The organism is Citrobacter sp. Cpo103 (assembly GCF_030332605.1).
Classification (GTDB): domain Bacteria; phylum Pseudomonadota; class Gammaproteobacteria; order Enterobacterales; family Enterobacteriaceae; genus Citrobacter; species Citrobacter portucalensis.
Genome location: NZ_JAOWHO010000029.1, coordinates 77,244 through 98,386, shown reverse-complemented (window position 1 = coordinate 98,386; position 21,143 = coordinate 77,244). Strand labels below are relative to the sequence as shown.

The following is a 21,143-nucleotide window of genomic DNA, read 5'->3' as shown; positions in this document are numbered from 1 at the left end:
TACTTTCGACTGAATAACTTGCTGATTTAGAATTTGATCCCGCTCACATGTTATCCTCTCAGACCACCTCAATTTTTACCGTAAGCCGCCTAAATCAGACGGTTCGTTTGCTGCTTGAGCAGGAAATGGGACAAGTTTGGATCAGCGGTGAAATCTCGAATTTCACTCAGCCATCCTCCGGTCACTGGTATTTCACGCTCAAAGATGACTCCGCCCAGGTACGCTGCGCGATGTTTCGCAACAGCAATCGACGGGTAATGTTCCGCCCGCAGCACGGTCAGCAGGTCCTGGTACGCGCCAACATTACGTTGTACGAACCGCGTGGCGACTACCAGATAATTGTTGAGAGCATGCAGCCAGCTGGTGAAGGCTTGTTGCAGCAAAAATATGAGCAACTCAAGGCCAAACTGCAGGCTGAAGGGCTATTCGATCAGCAGTTCAAAAAATCACTACCCTCTCCGGCTCACTGCGTTGGGGTCATTACCTCGAAAACCGGGGCTGCGTTGCACGACATTCTCCACGTGCTGAAGCGCCGTGACCCATCCCTGCCCGTTATTATCTACCCGACCGCGGTCCAGGGCGACGATGCGCCAGGACAGATCGTTCGCGCCATTGAGCTGGCGAACGCGCGGGGCGAGTGCGATGTGCTTATCGTCGGGCGAGGCGGCGGTTCTCTGGAAGATTTGTGGAGTTTTAACGACGAACGCGTAGCACGGGCAATCTTTGCCAGCCGCATTCCGGTAGTAAGCGCCGTCGGCCACGAAACAGATGTCACTATTGCCGATTTTATTGCAGATTTACGGGCGCCTACGCCATCAGCAGCGGCGGAAATTGTTAGCCGCAATCAACTGGAACTGCTGCGTCAAATTCAGCATGGCCAGCAGCGTCTGGAGATGGCGATGGACTACTACATCGCCAACCGTACTCGTCGCTTTACCCAGCTTCATCACCGTTTGCAACAGCAACATCCGCAACTGCGTCTGGCCCGTCAGCAGACCGTGTTGGAGCGGCTGCGTCAGAGGATGAATTTCGCCCTTGAGAATAAGATTAAGCAGGCCAATCAGCGCCAACAGCGCGTAAGTCAACGCCTGAGCCAGCAAAACCCACAGCCGCGCATTTATCGGGCGCAAACCCGTATTCAGCAACTGGAGTACCGTCTGGCAGAGAATATCCGCGCGCGTTTAAGTGCACAGCGAGAACGCTTCGGTAATGTGGTGACGCATCTTGAAGCGGTGAGTCCTCTCTCGACGCTCGCTCGCGGCTATAGCGTCACTACCGCGACCGACGGCAAAGTGCTGAAGCAGACCAAACAGGTAAAAACCGGTGATGTGCTCACTACCCGCCTGTCAGACGGCTGGGTAGAGAGCGAAGTGAAAGGCGTAACGACGGCAAAGAAAACGCGTAAGAAAAAGCCAGATTAAACCGGCACAAATTCCACACGTTTCTTCGAGATCAGACCATGGCCATTCTGACAGAAGTAGTCCACCGCCCCGCAGGCTTTTAACACCTGGAGTGGCTGATGGCACTCCGGGCAGAGCGCTTCTAACGGAATATCTTTTTTACAGTTTTCACAGTGTGCCACACCGTTTTGTGGTTCCAGTTCTGCATGACAATCCGGGCAGGTCATCGACATGGTGACTCCTTTAAATGGTGTTCAATTCTGCGCTAATTTTACCATGATACGCTTAGTGTGAACCACGCAACTGTTGCTGTAGGATCAGTAATCGTTCTACCTCATCCAGCCTGCGCTGCGTCGTGCGGCTCACCTCCTGCGGGCTGCGTTCAAACAGACTTTGCGTCCCCAGAATATGTTCCGCCAGACAATGGGCATAAATCGTACCAGGCAGAAACCAGCGTTGCACAACATCACCGTCAATCAATTCGAGCACATCGTCGGCACCCCGTCGGTCGTAGCTGATGATACGCCCATCACGCAGATAAAGGCGCAGACCTTTTTGTCCGCCAGCAGGCCCCGCGTATTTATTCAGCCAGATATCCAACGGTACACCGCTAATCAGTCCTTGCAGATGCGCCTCACCTTCAGCCGTGGTCAGGTCACCCTGGATGATGTTACGTCCCAGACGGTCTTTAGCGCTCTTCACCTGCAGGGTCATGCTGTCATTACCGCCCAGGTAACGCACTGTTTCACGCAGCATGGCCAGTACGTGTGTGCCAATGTCCAGAATCACACCGTCCGGGTGGCGAAGCTCACGCGTATCTGGCTCACCAGTGGCAAAGTTGAGCGCGATCGGCTCTCCTGTAGCGTTATATCCGCTCGGCTCCTGCAAAAAACCGTCAATTTTAACAACGTCTGAAAAGTGAGAGACAAGTGCCTGTTGTGGGTTATCGCCCTGCCACTGCGCACCGAGTTTTCCCAATGCCAGCTGCATTGCGCCATTGCGCGCCATCCAGTGGTCGAGCGCCAGCACACGGTCGGCAGCGTCGGGTTGCTCCAGCAGCGTTTTCAGTTTTTCAATTTGGGAAAGCGTGGCAACAATCGGTTTTTCAACCACGATTCGTGCGATGGGAGCGGCCAGCGCCTGTTCAAGCACATCGAGATGATGCAGGGATGCGGTGGTGATAAACAGGGTATCAAGCGGTGTTGCAAGAAGTTCAGCGAGCGATGCACAGCGTGTCACACCAGCGGGCTGTTTTGCGGGTTGCACGTCAAATCCCACACAGCCCAGGGAATCACCGTAAAGTTTACGCAATACGGGCAAGTATGCCGTTTCAACGACTGCGCCAAGCCCAACAAACCCTAACAGCATGTTCTCACCTCGTAAATGAATTGGCCGGGACATCACGTCTGCCCCGGCACAATCGAGGTGTTATCAGGCGCTAGTAGCCGGTTTAGTTTGCGTATTCTCCAGCATGCGACGGATCGGCACAATGAGGACGATCAGTACCGCGGCGCAGATAAGCAACGCAATCGAGCAGCGAGCGAAGAGATCCGGCAGCATATCCAGTTGGTCGGCCTTCACATGACCACCAATCAGACCTGCGGCCAGGTTACCCAACGCACTGGCGCAGAACCACAGGCCCATCATCTGCCCGCGCATTCTTTCCGGGGCCAGCAGCGTCATGGTCGCCAGACCGATCGGGCTCAGGCACAACTCACCAAGCGTCAGCATCAGGATACTGCCCACCAGCCAGAATGGGGAGACGCCTGCGCCACCGTTACTGAGAACGTTTTGCGCTGCCAGCATCATCAGACCAAAGCCTGCAGCGGCACAGAGAATACCGATAACGAACTTGGTGATGCTGCTCGGGCGAATGTTCATGCTCGCCAGTTTCGGCCACGCCCAGCTGAATACCGGTGCCAACAGAATGATAAACAGTGCGTTTATCGACTGGAACCAGACCGCCGGGATTTCAAAATCGCCGATCATACGGTTAGTGTAGTCGTTAGCGAACAGGTTGAACGAGGTTGGCTTCTGCTCAAACGCAGACCAGAAGAACGCGGCGGAAACCAGCAGGATAAAGCAGACCAGCAGTCTGGCGCGCTCTTTGCGGTTCAGACCAGCAAACACAAACAGGTAGATAAAATAGAGCGCGACGGAGGCGGCAATCACATACACCAGCATACTGGCAACCGCGACCGGATTTATCACAATCACGCCCTGCGCAATCAGCGTAACGATAACAGCTACGCCGACGGCCAGCGCCAGCAGCCACGCGCCCACACCATTACGTTTCACTACCGGGCTGTTCCAGGTTGAGTCCAGACCCACTTCGCTGTCATAACGTTTCATCGATGGAACGGCAAACACGCGGAAGATGATCAACGCCACCAGCATCCCGATACCACCGATGCCAAAGCCCCAGTGCCAACCGTGGGATTTAATCAGCCAGCCGGAGATCAGCGGCGCGATAAACGATCCCATATTGATGCCCATATAGAACAGCGAGAAACCGCCGTCGCGACGCGCATCACCTTTTTTATACAGCGTGCCAACCATCACTGAGATACAGGTTTTAAACAGACCGGAACCGAGCACGATAAACATCAGGCCGATAAAGAACAGGTTGTTCCCCATAATGGCCGAGAGCGCGATCGACAAGTGACCGAGCGCAATCAAAATGGAACCGTACCACACCGCTTTCTGTTGGCCGAGCCAGTTATCCGCCAGCCAGCCACCTGGCAGCGCGGCGAGATACATCGTACCGGCAAAGATACCCACAATCGCCGAGGCATTTTCACGCGCCAGCCCCATGCCGCCGTCATAAACGGTAGCAGCCATAAACAGGATCAGTAACGGGCGAATGCCGTAAAACGAGAAGCGCTCCCACATCTCTGTGAAGAACAGCGAGCCGAGCGGGTAAGGATGACCGAAGAAAGTTCGGCTTTCTTTTTGATTAACAGAGGATTGCATAATTCTCCCGAAAGTTATGTCGTCGTGCGTGTAAACACCGCGATGTACGCCAGCCAGTTACGTATCTGACCGATTTTTTACATGCGGCGAAAAGTTATTTAACCATTTGATAACCTAAGGCTAGTTTTGTCTAGTACCAGCCCCCGGACTTTAAGATGAAAACTCGACAAATGTCTACTTTCTTAGATTTAAACTTGGCAAAAAACGAATAGTGATTGACTTTACACAGGGGGAGATCAGCAATGGGCAGACGAAAAAAAACCCGCGACAAGCGCGGGTTTTTATCTGCATCAGCAACAGTTACTTGCTTTTTTTGATGTGCTTAATCAGACGCTTACGCTTACGCATCTGAGTCGGCGTTAATGTATTACGTTTGTTCGCAAACGGGTTCTCCCCTTCTTTGAACTGAATACGGATCGGCGTCCCCATTACGTCCAAAGACTTGCGGAAATAGTTCATCAGATAGCGCTTGTAGGAATCCGGCAGGTCTTTGACCTGGTTGCCGTGAATCACCACGATTGGCGGGTTATAACCACCGGCATGGGCATATTTCAGCTTCACACGACGACCACGCACCAGCGGCGGCTGATGATCTTCTACTGCCATGGTCATGATGCGCGTCAGCATCGCGGTGCTCACGCGACGTGTAGAGCTATCGTATGCTTCACGGACCGATTCAAACAGGTTACCCACGCCGCTACCGTGCAGAGCTGAGATAAAGTGTACGCGCGCAAAATCAATAAAGCCCAGACGGAAGTCCAGCGTCTCTTTGACCTGCTCTTTTACTTCCTGCGTCAGGCCATCCCACTTGTTCACAACGATAACAAGTGAGCGCCCACTATTGAGAATAAAGCCCAGCAGCGACAGGTCCTGATCGGAAATCCCTTCACGCGCGTCAATCACCAGCATCACCACGTTGGCATCTTCAATTGCCTGCAGCGTTTTGATTACTGAGAATTTTTCTACCGCTTCGGTAATTTTGCCGCGCTTACGCACACCCGCGGTATCGATGAGCACATATTCGCGTTCATCGCGCTGCATCGGAATATAAATACTGTCACGCGTGGTTCCCGGCATGTCGTAAACCACCACGCGGTCTTCGCCGAGAATACGGTTAGTAAGCGTGGACTTACCTACGTTCGGACGGCCGACGATTGCCAGTTTAATCGGCAAATCCTGCGGGTTGAAATCGTCCTCAGGCTCTTCTTCGCCGTTTTCTTTGGCTTCAAGCTGCGCCCAGTATTCTGCGTCTTCATCCACTTCTTCCTGAGGAGCAACGTCATCCATCCACGGCAGCAGAACATGCTCCAGCAGGCTGAGAACACCACGACCATGGGACGCCGCAATCGGATAAATTTCACCCAGACCCAATGAGTAGAAATCAACAACCGCCTGGTCAGGATCGAGTCCGTCAGTTTTGTTGGCGACCAGGAACGTCGGTTTCTGGCGCGAACGCAGGTGTTTAGCAATAGCTTCATCCGCTGGCATCAGGCCAGCACGCGCATCCACCATGAACAGCACAACGTCTGCTTCTTCGATAGCCAACAGCGACTGTTCCGCCATACGGGTTTCAACACCGTCTTCGGTGCCATCAATACCGCCGGTATCAATGCAGATAAACTCACGGCCTTCAATTTCCGCACGACCGTACTTACGGTCACGAGTCAGACCCGGGAAATCCGCAACCAGCGCATCTCGGGTGCGAGTTAGACGGTTAAATAACGTGGATTTGCCAACGTTAGGGCGCCCGACAAGCGCGACCACAGGTACCATGTTTAAAGCCTCATTTAAAAAATCATCAGACAACGGGCACATTTTTGCGCCGTTGTTAAAAACAGTAAAACGGCCCCTGCACCAGGAGCCGTTTTTCAAAGCGAGCGGCCGGGACGATTAACGTGTAATGGAGTACAGCGTACCGTCTTTCGCCTGGATCAGCAGTTTACCATCAGCAGAGACCGGCTCGGTCAGGAAACCTGAGCTGTCGACTTTCTGCTGGGCAACAAAACGACCATCGTCAACGTTAATCCAGTGCAGGTAGCCTTCGCTATCACCGACGACCAGATTGCCATTATACAATACCGGGGACGTCAGCAGACGGTGCAGCAGATCGCTTTGCGTCCACAGCGTCACGCCACCATCGGTTGTCAGCGCCAGTACGCGGTCATTCTGGTCAACCAGGTAGATACGGTTACCGTCGACGATGAAATCATTCACCGAGCCTAGTTCGCGTTTCCACATAATTTGACCGCTGCGCAGATCCAGCGCCGTCAGGTTACCATTATAAGCCAGCGCGTAAACAACGCCATTGACGATAACCGGCGTGGTATCAACGTCGCTCAGACGATCGATTTCCGTTGGGCCTGTCGCCTGAGAGATACGCTGCTGCCAAATCATCTGGCCTTGCTGCATCAGCACGGCGCTCACGCGACCGTTATCACCGCCGACAATAGCTGCGCCAAAGGCAGTTGCCGGAGCGGATTCACCACGCAGAGACAGGGAAGGCATGTCGAGGTTAACGGTCCATTTGATGGCGCCATCAACTTCGTTTAATGCCTGCAACTGGCCGTTGCTGGTGTGGATCAGTACTACGCCATCGCTCACAACAGGACGAGACAGCGCTTCACCGGCGACTTTCGTCTGCCATGCAGTGGTACCGTCGCTGGTATTCAACGCATAAACCTGTGCTTTTTCGCTGCCAATGTAAACATGTCCGCCAGACACGGTTACACCGCCAGAAAGCTGTGCAGATGCACGGGAGAACCAGCCGTCTTTCTCACCCAGATTCACAGACCAGACTTCTTTACCGTCGCCTGCGTTCAATGCTTTCACTACACCAGCGCGATCGGCTGCATAGACAACGTTATCCGCCAGCGCAGGGTGAAGATTGGAATAGAAATCACCAATACCGTTACCTACGGAGGTGCTCCATTCCGTAGACGGAGTAAACTGGTTTTCAACCACCGGTAATGGGGACATCTTAACGACATCTTCTTCGCCACTAAACAGTGAACAGCCGCTCAATAGGGTAACGGAAAGCAGCCCTGGCAGAAGTAATTTACGCAATTGCATCGGGTCCCTCTCAGATGGACAAATTATTGATTTTCATCTGCATCATTTCGCTCAGAGCAGGAGAGGCATCGCTTTTCACACCCGCTTCCCATGCGCTACGCGCACCTTGTTTGTCGCCTTTGCTCAGCAACGCTTCACCGCGCAGATCGGCAACAATGGCCGTCCACCCTTCACCTTTAATAGTGTCGAGCGTTTTCAGCGCGGTATCAGCCTGTTTAAGCTGAACCTGAACACGAGCCAGACGCAGGTTAATCACCGCTTTGAGATTTTCATCGCTGGTTGCAGCCAAGCCCTGTTGCAGCTGACTTGCAGCTTTCTCAAGTTCATTTTGGTCAACAAACTGCTGCGCAAGTTCCAGTGAAGCCAGCGCGCCGTAGGTATTTTTATTCTCTGCAGCAAATTTCTCAGCGGCAGGAATGCTGTCCGGTTTACCCGCGCTAACCGCAGTCACCGTATTTTGATACGCCAGAGAAGCAGAGCGTGCGGACTCCGTCTGATGGCTGGTCCAGTAACGCCAACCAACCAGCGCGCCAACCCCTAAAATGATCCCAACAGCCAGCGCCTTGCCGTTTTCAGCAAAGAAGCGTTTTACCGCATCAACCTGGTCGTGTTCGTTCTCGTAAATTTCCACGCTGTCCTTCTCCTTAGCCCAGTAAAGTGCGCAAATGCGCGGCAACGCTATCCTGCGCTACTGCCGTTTGCTCACCAGAGCGCAAATCCTTCACTACAACAGTACCGTCAGCCACTTCGGACTCGCCCAGTACCAGTGCAACGCGGGCGCCCCACTTATCGGCACGGGCAAACTGTTTCTTAAAGTTGCCGCCACCGTGGTTTGTCATCAGTTTCACACCAGGAACTTCATCGCGCAGACGTTCTGCAAGCGTCATTGCCGCCGACTGCGTGTCCGCCCCTGAAGCAACCAGGTATATATCGACAACAGGATCTGCGTTAAATTCCGGATTAACTGCCTGAACTAACAAAACAAGTCGTTCCAGACCCATAGCAAAGCCCACGGCAGGCGTTGCACGACCGCCAAGTTGCTCTACCAGACCGTCGTAACGACCACCGGCACACACGGTGCCCTGAGAGCCCAGGCTGCTGGTGACCCACTCAAATACGGTGCGGTTGTAGTAATCAAGACCACGAACCAGACGCTGATTGACGGTATAGGCAATGCCTGCGGATTCCAGCAGTTTGCACAAGCCCGCGAAGTGCTCGCGAGAGTCGTCATCAAGATAGTCGCCCAGTGCAGGCGCGTCGTTGAGCAGCGCCTGTACTTCCGGGTTTTTGGAGTCGAGAACGCGCAGCGGATTGGTGTACATACGACGCTTGCAGTCTTCGTCCAGTTTCTCTTTGTGCAGTTCCAGGTAGGCGACCAGCGCATCACGGTAGTTAGCGCGGGCTTCAAGCGAACCGATTGAGTTCAGCTCAAGGCTAACATGCTGAGAAATACCCAGCGCGCGCCACCAGCGAGCGGTCAGCATAATCAGCTCCGCATCGATGTCCGGGCCTTGCAGGCCAAATACTTCGACACCCAGCTGATGGAATTGACGATAGCGTCCTTTCTGCGGACGTTCGTGGCGGAACATCGGCCCGATATACCACAGACGCTGTTCCTGATTGTACAGGAGACCATGTTCGATGCCGGCGCGTACGCAGCCCGCAGTCCCTTCAGGACGCAACGTCAGGCTGTCGCCATTACGGTCCTCAAAGGTATACATCTCTTTTTCAACCACGTCGGTAACTTCACCGATCGCGCGTTTGAATAACGGGGTCTGCTCTACAATCGGCAAGCGGATTTCACTGTAACCGTAGCTACCGAGCACGTTTTTGAGAGTGCCTTCAATGCGCTGCCAGATGGCGGTTTCGCCAGGCAGATAATCGTTCATGCCGCGAATGGCTTGAATGTTTTTTGCCACGTTTATTCTCTTTATGAATATAAAAATGAACCCTCAGCGCTAACCCGAACAATGCGGGCGCCATGCGGGTTCAATCATACACGGGAAGCACGCCGCTTCCCATCACGTTGTTATTTTTCAAGCTGCTGCACGTCGATACGACGCGCTTCGTCCAGAATACTCGCTTTAGCGCGGATGCGGGCTTCAAGCTGCGTAATCATGTCGTCGTTATCGAGTCTGTCCTTACGCACGCCGTCTTCATACAGGCCGCTTTTCTTGTTACCGCCCGTCACGCCCAGCGTAGAAACCAGCGCTTCACCAGGACCGTTTACCACGCAGCCGATGATCGAAACGTCCATTGGCGTAATGATATCTTCCAGGCGTTGCTCCAGCGCGTTAACCGTACCAATAACGTCAAACTCCTGACGCGAACAGGTTGGGCAAGCGATGAAGTTGATCCCGCGCGCGCGAATGCGCAGCGATTTCAGGATATCGAAACCCACTTTGATCTCTTCCACCGGATCGGCTGCCAGAGAAACACGCAGCGTATCGCCGATCCCTTCAGATAACAGCAGGCCAAGGCCGATCGCGGACTTCACCGAACCACTACGCAGGCCACCGGCTTCGGTGATCCCCAGATGCAGCGGTTGATCGATCTGTTTCGCCAGCAGGCGATAGGATTCTACGGCGAGGAAAACGTCAGACGCTTTAACACTGACTTTGAATTGATCGAAGTTCAGACGATCGAGGTGATCCACGTGGCGCATAGCGGATTCCAGCAGCGCCTGCGGCGTCGGTTCACCGTATTTTTCCTGCAGATCTTTTTCCAGCGATCCGGCGTTGACGCCGATACGGATAGGAATATTTTTATCACGAGCGCAATCCACCACCATGCGAATACGCTCTTCACTGCCGATATTACCTGGGTTAATACGCAAGCAATCAACACCGTATTCCGCTACCTTCAGCGCGATACGATAGTCGAAGTGAATATCGGCAACCAGCGGGACGTTAACCTGCTGTTTGATAAGCTTGAACGCTTCTGCGGCATCCATTGTCGGTACAGAGACACGAACAATGTCTGCGCCTACGCGTTCCAGCGCTTTAATCTGATTAACCGTCGCTTCCACATCCGTGGTACGCGTATTAGTCATAGACTGTACGGCGATGGGCGCACCATCGCCGATCGGCACGTTCCCAACGTAAATGCGTGTCGATTTTCTACGTTGAATTGGAGCCTGGTTATGCATTAAAAAATCTCCCGCATTGCCGTCTGTTACTGAGCCGGTGATTGTTCGGCATTAACGGTCAGACGCGCAACCTGGTTAGTTCTGATAAAACGACTCAGATCGACAGGTTTACCCTGGAACTGAATCTGCACTGCCGCCGGGGCGCCAATTTTCAGTTTGTACGGCGCTTGACCGGTCAGGTTTAGATTGCCGTCTTTACGCTGCATCCCGCTGAACAGTTTTTTACCGGTCGCATCGGTTACTTCCAGCCAGCAATCGGCGGTAAAGTTCATCACCAGCGCGTTAGGATCGGCTGCAGGTGTAGTCACACCTGCCTGATCGGTCGGCAGAGGGGCCGATGTAGCTGGCGCGGTTGCGGTATCGACGTTAGCCTGAGAAGGGGCAACAACGGCGTTCTGTTGCGCATCAGCGGCGGGTGCCGGGGTCGCAGCAACGTCTGGCGTTGGCGCTGCGTCCGCCACCGCACCATCGTCAGGAGCCGGAGGGGTATCCTGCCCTGCTGCTGCGCTGGTATCTAACGGTACGTTCTGCGCACCCTCTTTACCGGCATTCAGCTCAGCAGAGGATTGATCGGCCATGGTGGTGATCTCTTCCTGCTGCGCTTTATGGTTCTGCCACCACCAGGCGCCTGTCAGTCCGACAACGACAAACAGCACCAGCCAGGTAAAGGTCATTAACCAGCCGTCACGTTTCTTACGACGCTTACCGAGCGAAAAGCTCTGCATCGGTGCGACCTTAGCTGGTCGAATCGGAGCCTGTTTTTCCAGCCCTGGCAACAGTTCTTCTTCAGGAATATGCACCAGACGCGCATAAGAACGGATATACCCGCGCAGGAATGTTGAAGCAAGATCGGCTGGCGCCTTATCTTCTTCAATATCGCGTACCGTGGAGACCTTCAGGCAAAGTCGCTCCGCGACTGCCTGCTGGCTGAATCCGAGTTGTTCACGGGCATTGCGCAGACGAACGCCGGTGGATAGTGTTTCATTTTTGTCGTGCGTGGCTTCAGTATTCATTCGCTACAGCTGCGTAAATTTGGGTTCTGATGCCGGCGAGCCACAATGCTCACCCACACCGCGAAACATCTGGTCAGTTAACCTTCGTCAGACAGTATAAAACGGTCAGACTATCAATGACAAAACGGCGTAAACCTGAGGGCTAAATACTTGTTACGCCGTTACATACTGCCTTAAAGTCGACAAAAACGCACCGTTATTATTGACCTGACGACGACAACAAAAAACCTCATATGGCTTACGTTGCACTACGGTACAGGAATTATACCGTAGTGCGCCAACATCAAACGGTCTTAATGTCGATAGCGTCGCCCTGCATACGCTTACGCAGAGTACGCTTGGTACGGTCGATAACGTCGCCCGCCAGCTGACCGCAGGCTGCATCGATGTCATCACCACGTGTTTTACGCACGATGGTAGTGAAACCATAGCTCATCAACACTTTGGAGAAACGATCGATACGGCTGTTAGAACTACGGCCATACGGCGCGCCCGGGAACGGGTTCCACGGGATCAGGTTGATCTTACACGGCGTATCTTTCAGCAGTTCTGCCAGCTGATGCGCGTGTTCAGTGCCATCATTGATGTGATCTAACATCACATACTCAATGGTTACACGACCCTGGTTAGCGTTGGACTTCTCCAGATAACGACGAACCGCACCAAGGAATGTTTCGATATTGTACTTTTTGTTGATAGGTACAATTTCGTCACGAATTTCATCGTTCGGCGCATGCAGAGAAATCGCCAGCGCGACGTCAATCATATCACCCAGCTTATCCAGCGCAGGGACAACGCCTGAGGTGGAGAGCGTGACGCGACGCTTGGACAGCCCAAAACCGAAGTCATCGAGCATGATTTCCATCGCCGGAACCACGTTGGTCAGGTTGAGCAACGGCTCGCCCATCCCCATCATCACCACGTTGGTAATAGGACGCACGCCCGTAGCCTTCACCGCACCAACGATCTTCGCCGCGCGCCAGACCTGACCAATGATCTCCGATACCCGTAGGTTACGGTTAAAGCCCTGTTGCGCCGTAGAGCAGAATTTACACTCTAATGCGCACCCGACCTGTGAAGAAACACACAGGGTCGCACGATCGTCTTCCGGGATATACACCGTTTCAACGCGCTGATCGCCAACCGCGATAGCCCATTTGATCGTACCGTCAGAAGAACGCTGCTCTTCCACCACTTCCGGGGCGCGAATTTCAGCCACTTCTTTCAGCTTGTTACGCAGCACCTTGTTGATGTCAGTCATGTCATCAAAGTTGTCGCTGCAATAGTGGTACATCCACTTCATGACCTGATCGGCACGAAACGGTTTTTCGCCCATCTCTTTGAAGAATTCGCGCATTTGCTGACGGTTCAGATCCAGCAGGTTAATTTTTCCATTTTTATTTGGAACCGCAGGAATGACGACTTCAGAGGTGTTAACTAATTCAGACATAATTTTTTCCGGCCTCGTTGTTACACGTTGTGGCCCGTGGAGGGTTAAAAAGAAACGCCCCGGCAAGCGATCTGCTCTTCCGGGGCGTTGCATTGTACAAAGTCTGGCGCAGGGATGCCACGTTTGCACGAAGCATTAGCGAAAATAATATGTAAAGGAAGATCGTAGGCCTGATAAGACGCATCAGCGTCGCCACCAGGCAAAGCAGAGCCGGATGCGCAAACGCTTATCCGGCCTACAGGACGAGCTTATTAGCGCGTACGCGGGCAAACCTCGCCTTCACCAAAGAAATAGGCGATTTCGCGCGCCGCTGACTCAACGGAGTCGGAACCGTGAGTACCGTTCTCGGTGAAGCTGTCAGCATAGTCTGCACGCAGAGTACCGGCCAGCGCATTCGCCGGGTTGGTTGCGCCCAGCAGATCGCGATGACGCTGTACGGCATTTTCGCTTTCCAGAACAGAAACAACGATCGGACCGGAGGTCATAAATTCAACCAGACCGTCAAAGAACGGTTTGCCATCGTGCTCAGCATAGAAGCCACGTGCCTGCTCAACGGTCAGGTGCAGCATTTTAGTGCCGACAATTTTGAACCCTGCTGCTTCAAAGCGCGCAAAGATGCTCCCAATAACGTTTTTTGCCACCGCGTTTGGTTTGATGATGGAAAAAGTACGTTCAATAGCCATGATAACCTCTGTAATGTGTTCTGTTGTTGTCTATATAGATGTACGACCTGGCGCGGATTATAAAGAGCATCCCGGCAATTGACTATTGATGAAGGTAACATTTCTTTAAAATAAGATGAATTTTAGCAACAAACAGTCACCAACTGGTCTACTGCATCGAAAATCTCACCGTCGCTACCTGACCAGCGTCATCCATCACCAGCAGTTGATAATCCCCTTTAGTCGCCAGCCGTAGCGTAAGACGACGTCCACGTTCTTCCAGCCTTTCACCGTTAAGAAACCACCAGCGTTCACCGCTCCCACCACTGGTTTGCACCGGCAATGAGGCTTGAGCAGAACCGGGTAAACGCTTCACAATCGCGCCATCACGAATACCTGTCAACTGCAACGGCTGTGAAGCGTCTTGTCCCAGCGGCGGACACGTGGCAGAAACTGGCGGTAATCTCGCCCCACGGCGTTCTGATTCCGGTAGCCATGGCTCCAGCGGCAACGGCCAGACGATTAACGTTTGCTCGTGCGCCTGCGGGCAATCCGCCGCCACACGTTTGCCTTCATCATCCAGCCAGACAGGAAAACGAATGCCATTAACCCCTTCCTGCTCGGGCAATAATAACGTTGGCGGCTGACTGCCATCCAGTAACCAGGTTGCCAGACGGCGACGGCAGTTGCTGTCTCCTGGGGCAAGGGATTGCCCGCCCGGCCAGCACACCACGCCGCGACTCACGGAACCAGGGCGTGGATCTTCCGGCTGATTTGTCCCGCGAGAGAGCAAAAGATTGTTGACCTGAGTGAGCAGCGGCACGGCGCTGGCAAATCCAAACTGGCCCACCACCGGCGTTCCGTCTGGTCTGCCAGTCCAGATACCGATCACATAACGGGTGTTAACGCCAATCGCCCAGGCATCGCGATAGCCATAGCTGGTGCCCGTTTTCCACGCCAGCGGAACCACTCTGCTCAGCGCGTTATCCGGCAGCGGTTGGGCTTCGTCGGCCATAATACGGCGAATAATCCACGCCGCGCCCGCCGACATCAACGGGCGTTCAAGCAGTGGGTCACCCGGCTGCAGACGCAGTTTTCCCGCTTTTCCCTGGCGGGCAAAGGCGCTGTACGCTGCGGCCATATCTTCCAGCCTTGCCCCCGCGCCACCTAAAATCAGCGACAGATTTGGCGCAGCCCCTGCGGGCAGATACAGCGGTAAGCCGACGTTACGTAACGATGCGGCAAAGCGCTTCGGACCATAGGCTTCGAGCACCTGCACGGCGGGTAAATTCAACGACCTTACCAGCGCTTCGCTCATGCTCACCGGGCCATGAAAACCGCTGTCAAAATTCCCCGGTCGATAGTCCCCAGTTCGCCGCGGGACATCCTGCAACAACGAAGCGGGATGAATGAGTCCGTCATCCAGCGCCAGACCGTAAACAAACGGCTTCAGCACCGAGCCTGGCGAACGGATCGCATTCACCATATCCACATGACCAAAGCGGGAGTCGTCATTCATATCTACCGACCCCACCCAACCACGCACGCTCATATCGGTGTGATCGACCACAATCATTGCCAGCGAACTGCGTGCAGGTAAGCGCCCCTTCCAGTTCTGCGCCAGCTCTTCCAGTTGACGCTGCAATCCGGCATCAAGGGTAGTCACGATTTTATCGCTCCGGCTTTTTCCCAGCATCATGCGCGAGAATAACGGCGCTAACTGCGGCATTTGCCGGGGCGCCAGCCAGACTGGCTCTTCACGCGACTCCTGTACCTGTCTGGCAGGCCAAATGCCCTGGGTCGCCATACGTTCGAGCACTTTATTACGCGCCGCTTCAGCACGGTCCGGCCAACGGTCCGGGCGCAGGCGACTCGGTGCCTGTGGCAAAACAGCCAGCAGCGCGGCATCGGAGTAACTCAATTGCGCGGGTGATTTACCAAGATAGGCCCAGCTTGCCGCCCCCACACCCTGCAGCGTACCGCCAAACGGCGCACGGTTGAGATACAGTGTCAGGATGTCGCGTTTGGAGAGATGCCATTCCAGCTGCAATGCGCGCCAGAGCTGGCGAAACTTGCCGCCAAAGGTTCGCGGATGAGGATCGAGTAATCGTGCGACCTGCATGGTGAGCGTACTGCCGCCCGAAACCACGCGCCCAGAGGAGAGGTCCTGCCATGCTGCGCGCAGTACTGAAAACGGATTGACGCCGGGATGCTTCCAGAACCAGCGGTCTTCGTAGTTAATTAGCGCCTCAAGGTAGCGGGGCGACACCTCATCAATCGTTACCGGATACCGCCAGATACCTTCGGCATCGGCAAAGCGCCAGAGTGGCGTACCATCATGTGCCACCACGACCCGTGCCGGATCGACTTCGTGCAAAGGCAGCGGCCAGATTTTATCTGCCGCCCAAACTGCCGCCACAATCAATAGCGCAACGGCTGCCAGCCAGAGCCAGCAGCCGCGTTTACCCAACCCGCGCATCATTTACGGTCTGACAATCAAAAGTCCCTCTGTCGCACCGGTCGCGCGCCACTGCGGAACATACATTGATTCCACCTGTGGGACGGGAACCTGGTAGGTCCCCGGCGTCACCGCTCGCGCCAGATACACCAGCGTAACCGGTTGTCCTTCATTGACCGCCACCGCAGCGACAAAGCGATCGTCACGGAACTCAACGTGCTGGATATCTGCCAGCTGCATCTGATTAAGCAGATTCGCCACTTCGCTGCCGCTATCCTGCAGGCTGGCGCTGCCGTTGGCCAGATTCTGGTTTTCCAGTTCCAGTCCTGCTGGCAGTAAGTCAACCACCAGTGCATCCGGCACGTTCTGGCTGGCTTTCACCTCCAGCCAGACCAGCACCAGCTCGCCGCTGCGCAGCGAATCCAGCGATTTGCTGTTTCCGTCGAGCCCCAGGATTTGACGCTCAATATGCAGAACGTTGCTGGCAGGCGTTGGTGAGGTTTGCGGATAACCGCTCACATCCAGACGCAGCCACAGCGGTTGATTACCGGTATTGGTGACGCTCAGCGTAGACAGCGCATCGGCATCCAGATTACGCGTCTGTGATTTCTCCCCGGCTAACGGTTGCTCCGAGAATGACGTTTGCGCCTGCCATGTGCCTGGCAAGTCCTGTAACGTACGCGCGGCAAGGAACAACGCATTATTTTCCTGAGTCGAGAGCCAGCGCTGCCCAAAGGCCTGTTCTGACAACGTGTTCAGCAGCGTATTCTGCACGTCAGGTTTGAGCTTGTTCTCTTCGAGCAAGGCCAGCATCAACGCGTTATCCCGCAACGCACTGCCGTAATCCGCCATCCACTGTTGCGTATCGCGGCGCGGCGTATTCAGCGCTAGCGTCAACGCCTGTTCACTGCGGTTAGCATCGCCCATATTTTTCAGCGCGATTCCCAGTTGTAACAGCGGTAAACCAGAGGCCGCTTGCGCACGACGCTCCCAGATCTCACGCAATGCGCCGAGCGGGGCTTTTTGCTGACGCGCCAGAACCAACGCGGCGTATGCTTGTACGGCAAACCGGCTTGCTGAAGAGTCGTCGGTATAGCGAATCGACAACATTCCTGGATCCTGCAAATAGCGCAGCAGCCGCTCGTTGCCACGGTTAATGACTTCTACCGGGACGCTGTAGCCCTGTTCATTTGCCCGAACGAGGAAATCCATGACATACGCGGTCAGCCAGTACTCTTCCGACCCGTTTTTATCCCACAGCGCGAAACCGCCGTTATCACGCTGCATCTGCACTAAACGAGAAATCCCAATATCGACTGCCGCACGGCGTTTTTCATCGCTGTCGCCCACAATACCTAACGCCTTCAATTGCGCAGCATTGGTGTATAAGGATGGAAACAACCCGCTCGCCGTTTGCTCCAGGCAACCGTAAGGGTAAGCCTTCAGTTCGCGGATATAACGCGCCAGATTTAGCGGCGGCTTACCGCTGAACAGCAGTTGTCCCTGCATCGTTGCAGGGGAGAAATTGGTCAGTTCTTCGCCCGGAAGCTGCCAGGTTGCGCCCGGCTGAAGTGCGACACCGTTATTAACGGTTTGCGCCGGGAACGCCGGACGCACGCCAATCTTCCACTGTTTATGCTGAACTGGCAGCGTTTCACCCGGTAAAGTCAGACCGCTAATTTCTGCCTGAATTTCGCCATCGCCAAACCCCTCCCGCGCACGCACCGGAATAAACAACGTAGTCCGTACGCCTGGTGCCAGATTTACCGGAGCAGGATCTTGCCCCATCAGCTCCAGTAAGCCATTGGACGCGAGCTTAATATTCAGCGTTTGCGGTTTGTCAGTCAGGTTAGTCACGTCCAGCGTCAGGCGCGAGGTATCGCCTCCCGCCAGAAAACGCGGCATATTCAGTTCAGCAATTACCGGCGCGGCAACAATCACCTTGCTTTCACTGCTGCCAAAGTCATCCGCCGTCCAGGCCTGTGCCATTACCCGTAGCTCGCCGTTGAAATCACCAATCGGTAGCGTCACCGTACCTTCGCCCTGCTCGTTGAGCGTAACCGGCAGCGCCTGTTGCGCCACGATATTGACGTGATTAACCGGTGGCTTACCGCCGCGTTTTAATTCATCGCCATCTCCACCAAAGCGCAGCGCCGCCAGCCGCCCTTGCCCTTCGATCACCTGGCCGTAAATATCATAAATATCCGCGCCATAGCGTTTTTGCCCGAAAAACGCCTGCCACGGATCTGGCGTGGCGTAATCGGTAATGTTCAACACTCCGCTATCAACAGCAGAGACCAGCACGTTAACCTGTTTTGGTACGTCGCCATTTTTGACGCTGGCTTTAATCTTGACGGTCAACGGCTGGTTTGGCCGTATTTTCGCCGGGTTTTCCAGCGCCAGCGCCAGACGACGGTTTTCATCACCTAACGGCAAATGCAGTAAACCGACCGCCCGTTTTGGCGTGGCCGAACGGGACTTGTCGCCAGGACGAACCACCAGCGCACTGAGATACAAATCGTGGCGATTCCAGGTTTTATCGATTGGGATGGAGATATCGAGACCATCCGCCGGTACGTCTATTTCTTGCCACCACAGCGGGCCTTCGCTGGATTCCACCATCGCATAACCTTTGCCAGCAGCGGGAGCGGCAACGTGCAGCTTCATGGTATCGCCAGGACGATAGCTGGGTTTGTCCAGTTTCAGAGTCACGCGATCGGGACGCACAGCCCCACTGCCATCGCTGTTATCCTGCCAGCTATAACCTGCCCAGAAGCGTACGCTGCTCACCGCATCATTCGGGGCTTTCACTTCCAGACGATAGGCACCCCACTCAACCGGGAAGCTGACTTTACCGGTTTCATCGGCCTTAAGATCCAGAGTCTGCTCACCTTCAACCAGATCCTTTTGATCGAACTGTGATTGCCAGCCCTCGCCTTCAGACCAGTTCCAGTAGTAATCCCGGCGCTCGCGGATCAAACGCACCTGCAAACCGGACACCGCTTTTTTCTCGCCCTGCGCATCGGCATAAACAATGTCGAAAGCGGCGTTGCTGTTTTCATCAACGATAGGCTGATTCACAGTGGTATCAGTGCGGTAGTCATAGACGGCTTTTACCGCAAACTGCGGACGAATACCCGGCAGCGTGTCCGCAGGCCAGATGGCTTGTTCAGCCCGACGCGTCACCGGGCGGCCACCAGATTCCAGCAGGCTGGCTTGCAGGATCACCTGTAACGGAGAATGCGTCTCCTGCCATTGGCTGTTGGTGGTCACTTCGCCGCGACCGTGTTCATCCAGCGTAAGCTGAACTTCATCGAGGCTGCGGGACAGGTTTTCTTCGGCAATATTACCAAATTGGAACCCCGGCAATGCCTGCACCGCTTCGCGCAGCGGGCGCAGGAAAAGCTGTCCTTGCAGAGCATTGCCGTTAGCGGGCGCGCCGTACAGGTAGTAGCCCACTACCGAGAACTTCACTTCATCAGCCGGAGCTACCGGAATCTTATTAGCGGAGAGATTGAGTGCCATCCGCTCAGGCATAAAATCTTCGACGTGGAAATCCCACATCCGTGACTGGTTGTCGCCCGTATTAGCACGAATATGCCACATACCGGTTGGCGCGTTGGTGTCCAGCGGCCAGCTAAAGCGGTACAGACCGTTCTCCGGCTGGCTAACCACCGAACGTAACACTTGCCCGTCGGGCTTTACGACCTCCAGCTTCACCGGCTGGTCGGGCAACGTTTTGCCGTCGCTGTCACGCAGTAATCCGTTGAGGATCACCGTTTCGCCAGGACGATAGAGGTCACGGGGACCAAACATAAAGAACTGTTTGCTGTATCCCGGTGCACCGGCAATATCAAATTCAGCCAGATCCAACGCCGGGAGTTTCAAATCCAGCAGCGTGGTTTGCCCGTCTTTGCGGGCCAGCAATAAAGCCGCGTCTTTATCAGTCTCCAGTTTGAGATGACCCTGCGCGTCGCTGGTAGCCTGCGCCAGCGTCTGTCCTTTTTCGTTGAGTAACGTGACCTCAATACCCTGCTGCGCAGCACCATTTTCCAGACTCTGTGTAAAGACATCCAGTTGATTATGGTAACGGTGCGCAGACACACCAATATCGCTGAGCGTGAACAGCGTAGCGGCATTACTGTAGTTGTATTGTCCAGCCTGATTCATCACCGCGATGTAAACACCTGCTTGCTGCAACGGCTTGATATCGCTCAACGGCAGCAGCAGCTTCTCACGGGTGTTACGCGCAGGATTGAGGTCAAAGCGTCCGGTATACACCAGTTCCGCCATTTTCAGCAGATTGTCAGATTCCCAGTTCGTCAACGAATTGCGGTATTCCCACTGGCTGACAAATGCGCCGAGCGATTCAGGCTTCACGCGAAAGAAGTTCACATCCACGCTGTTAACGTTGAGGGCCATTACCGGCAGGCCTTCAATTACTTTTCCCGGCAGCAGCGAGCCGCGACTGGCAAACCCTACGCTTGGCTGTACATCGCGGGTGGTAATGTTTTTTTCATAATCAATAGCGAACGTCGCTTTATTCAGCGCCAGCAAATCACGCTCAATGGTCACCACCAGTTCCCGGTTAGGTTCCAGATGGCGTAAGCGCAGCTCTTTCAGATTTGGCGCCAGCTCCCAGGCACCATCCACTTTGCCGCTTTTTTTATCAACAACGTGCACGACGCGGGAAAAATCTTGTTCTGGATCGAGGGGAATGGAGAAGGTCAAAACGAGCGTTGCCGCACCGTCGAGCTGGACCTCTGAGGCATCCAGCAGCGTCAGCGACTTGCCCTGGCTTTGCTGCACCAGCTTTTGTAATTGAGCTTTATCTTTTGCTGGCGCAGTCTGTGGCGCAGGCGCATCAGGTTTCGCAGCCGTCGGTGATTTTTCATTATTATTATCGCACCCGACCAGTGCCAGCATCAGCATGCAGGCCGCTACGCGTAAATGTTTCATTTTTCATCCCT

Annotated in this window: 14 protein-coding genes; 1 reads left to right on the top strand and 13 read right to left on the bottom strand. The window is 54.5% G+C overall.

Going from position 1 to position 21,143, the window contains the following annotated elements; all coding sequences use genetic code 11:
• The first annotated feature begins 47 nt into the window (after nt 1–47).
• Entirely contained in the window at nt 48–1,421 is a 1,374-nt protein-coding gene (xseA, locus tag OGX89_RS09195) for an exodeoxyribonuclease VII large subunit (RefSeq protein ID WP_125112728.1), read from the top strand.
• Here the strand turns inward: xseA and OGX89_RS09190 are convergent.
• From OGX89_RS09190 to OGX89_RS09130, 13 genes are all read right to left on the bottom strand, one after another.
• Nucleotides 1,418–1,633: a zinc ribbon domain-containing protein gene (locus tag OGX89_RS09190; RefSeq protein WP_063941705.1), complete on the bottom strand. Its 216-nt coding sequence runs from the start codon at nt 1,631–1,633 to the stop codon at nt 1,418–1,420. The genes xseA and OGX89_RS09190 overlap by 4 nt on opposite strands.
• A 52-nt stretch (nt 1,634–1,685) precedes the next feature.
• Nucleotides 1,686–2,768 carry a Gfo/Idh/MocA family oxidoreductase gene (locus OGX89_RS09185; RefSeq protein ID WP_125112729.1) on the bottom strand — a complete coding sequence of 361 codons (1,083 nt, stop codon included), beginning with the start codon at nt 2,766–2,768 and terminating at the stop codon, nt 1,686–1,688.
• Between the two features lie 63 nt (nt 2,769–2,831).
• Nucleotides 2,832–4,373: a peptide MFS transporter gene (locus OGX89_RS09180; RefSeq protein WP_003835166.1), complete on the bottom strand. Its 1,542-nt coding sequence runs from the start codon at nt 4,371–4,373 to the stop codon at nt 2,832–2,834.
• Nucleotides 4,374–4,673: 300 nt separating this feature from the next.
• Nucleotides 4,674–6,146: a ribosome biogenesis GTPase Der gene (gene der / locus OGX89_RS09175; RefSeq protein ID WP_003835168.1), complete on the bottom strand. Its 1,473-nt coding sequence runs from the start codon at nt 6,144–6,146 to the stop codon at nt 4,674–4,676.
• A gap of 117 nt (nt 6,147–6,263) precedes the next feature.
• Complete coding sequence (bamB, locus tag OGX89_RS09170; protein WP_125112730.1) at nt 6,264–7,442, bottom strand: outer membrane protein assembly factor BamB; 1,179 nt, start codon at nt 7,440–7,442, stop codon at nt 6,264–6,266.
• A gap of 10 nt (nt 7,443–7,452) precedes the next feature.
• A complete protein-coding gene (locus tag OGX89_RS09165) occupies nt 7,453–8,073 on the bottom strand; it encodes a YfgM family protein (protein WP_003835172.1) in 621 nt (206 codons plus the stop codon).
• Nucleotides 8,074–8,086: 13 nt separating this feature from the next.
• Entirely contained in the window at nt 8,087–9,361 is a 1,275-nt protein-coding gene (gene hisS / locus OGX89_RS09160; RefSeq protein ID WP_003835173.1) for a histidine--tRNA ligase, read from the bottom strand.
• 110 nt (nt 9,362–9,471) lie between these two features.
• A complete protein-coding gene (gene ispG, locus OGX89_RS09155; RefSeq protein WP_003037720.1) occupies nt 9,472–10,590 on the bottom strand; it encodes a flavodoxin-dependent (E)-4-hydroxy-3-methylbut-2-enyl-diphosphate synthase in 1,119 nt (372 codons plus the stop codon).
• 26 nt (nt 10,591–10,616) lie between these two features.
• On the bottom strand, nt 10,617–11,603 hold the full coding sequence (gene rodZ, locus OGX89_RS09150) for a cytoskeleton protein RodZ (protein ID WP_125112731.1): 987 nt from the start codon (nt 11,601–11,603) through the stop codon (nt 10,617–10,619).
• Nucleotides 11,604–11,886: 283 nt separating this feature from the next.
• The gene (gene rlmN / locus OGX89_RS09145; RefSeq protein WP_003037713.1) at nt 11,887–13,053 is read right to left on the bottom strand and encodes a dual-specificity RNA methyltransferase RlmN; all 1,167 of its coding nucleotides are present in this window, start codon (nt 13,051–13,053) and stop codon (nt 11,887–11,889) included.
• A 251-nt stretch (nt 13,054–13,304) separates the two neighbouring features.
• Entirely contained in the window at nt 13,305–13,736 is a 432-nt protein-coding gene (ndk, locus tag OGX89_RS09140) for a nucleoside-diphosphate kinase (RefSeq protein WP_003037710.1), read from the bottom strand.
• Between the two features lie 148 nt (nt 13,737–13,884).
• Complete coding sequence (pbpC, locus tag OGX89_RS09135) at nt 13,885–16,197, bottom strand: peptidoglycan glycosyltransferase PbpC (protein WP_125112732.1); 2,313 nt, start codon at nt 16,195–16,197, stop codon at nt 13,885–13,887.
• Nucleotides 16,198–21,132, bottom strand: coding sequence for an alpha-2-macroglobulin family protein (locus tag OGX89_RS09130; protein WP_125112733.1), 4,935 nt, complete (start codon nt 21,130–21,132; stop codon nt 16,198–16,200).
• Between the last annotated feature and the right edge of the window lie 11 nt (nt 21,133–21,143).

Excerpts from the sequence above, each read along its gene's own strand:
- xseA (WP_125112728.1), top strand. The coding sequence starts at position 48 with ATGTTATCCTCTCAGACCACCTCAATTTTTACCGTAAGCCGCCTAAAT.
- OGX89_RS09190 (WP_063941705.1), bottom strand. The coding sequence starts at position 1,633 with ATGTCGATGACCTGCCCGGATTGTCATGCAGAACTGGAACCACAAAAC.
- OGX89_RS09185 (WP_125112729.1), bottom strand. The coding sequence starts at position 2,768 with ATGCTGTTAGGGTTTGTTGGGCTTGGCGCAGTCGTTGAAACGGCATAC.
- OGX89_RS09180 (WP_003835166.1), bottom strand. The coding sequence starts at position 4,373 with ATGCAATCCTCTGTTAATCAAAAAGAAAGCCGAACTTTCTTCGGTCAT.
- der (WP_003835168.1), bottom strand. The coding sequence starts at position 6,146 with ATGGTACCTGTGGTCGCGCTTGTCGGGCGCCCTAACGTTGGCAAATCC.
- bamB (WP_125112730.1), bottom strand. The coding sequence starts at position 7,442 with ATGCAATTGCGTAAATTACTTCTGCCAGGGCTGCTTTCCGTTACCCTA.
- ispG (WP_003037720.1), bottom strand. The coding sequence starts at position 10,590 with ATGCATAACCAGGCTCCAATTCAACGTAGAAAATCGACACGCATTTAC.
- rodZ (WP_125112731.1), bottom strand. The coding sequence starts at position 11,603 with ATGAATACTGAAGCCACGCACGACAAAAATGAAACACTATCCACCGGC.
- rlmN (WP_003037713.1), bottom strand. The coding sequence starts at position 13,053 with ATGTCTGAATTAGTTAACACCTCTGAAGTCGTCATTCCTGCGGTTCCA.
- ndk (WP_003037710.1), bottom strand. The coding sequence starts at position 13,736 with ATGGCTATTGAACGTACTTTTTCCATCATCAAACCAAACGCGGTGGCA.
- pbpC (WP_125112732.1), bottom strand. The coding sequence starts at position 16,197 with ATGATGCGCGGGTTGGGTAAACGCGGCTGCTGGCTCTGGCTGGCAGCC.
- OGX89_RS09130 (WP_125112733.1), bottom strand. The coding sequence starts at position 21,132 with ATGAAACATTTACGCGTAGCGGCCTGCATGCTGATGCTGGCACTGGTC.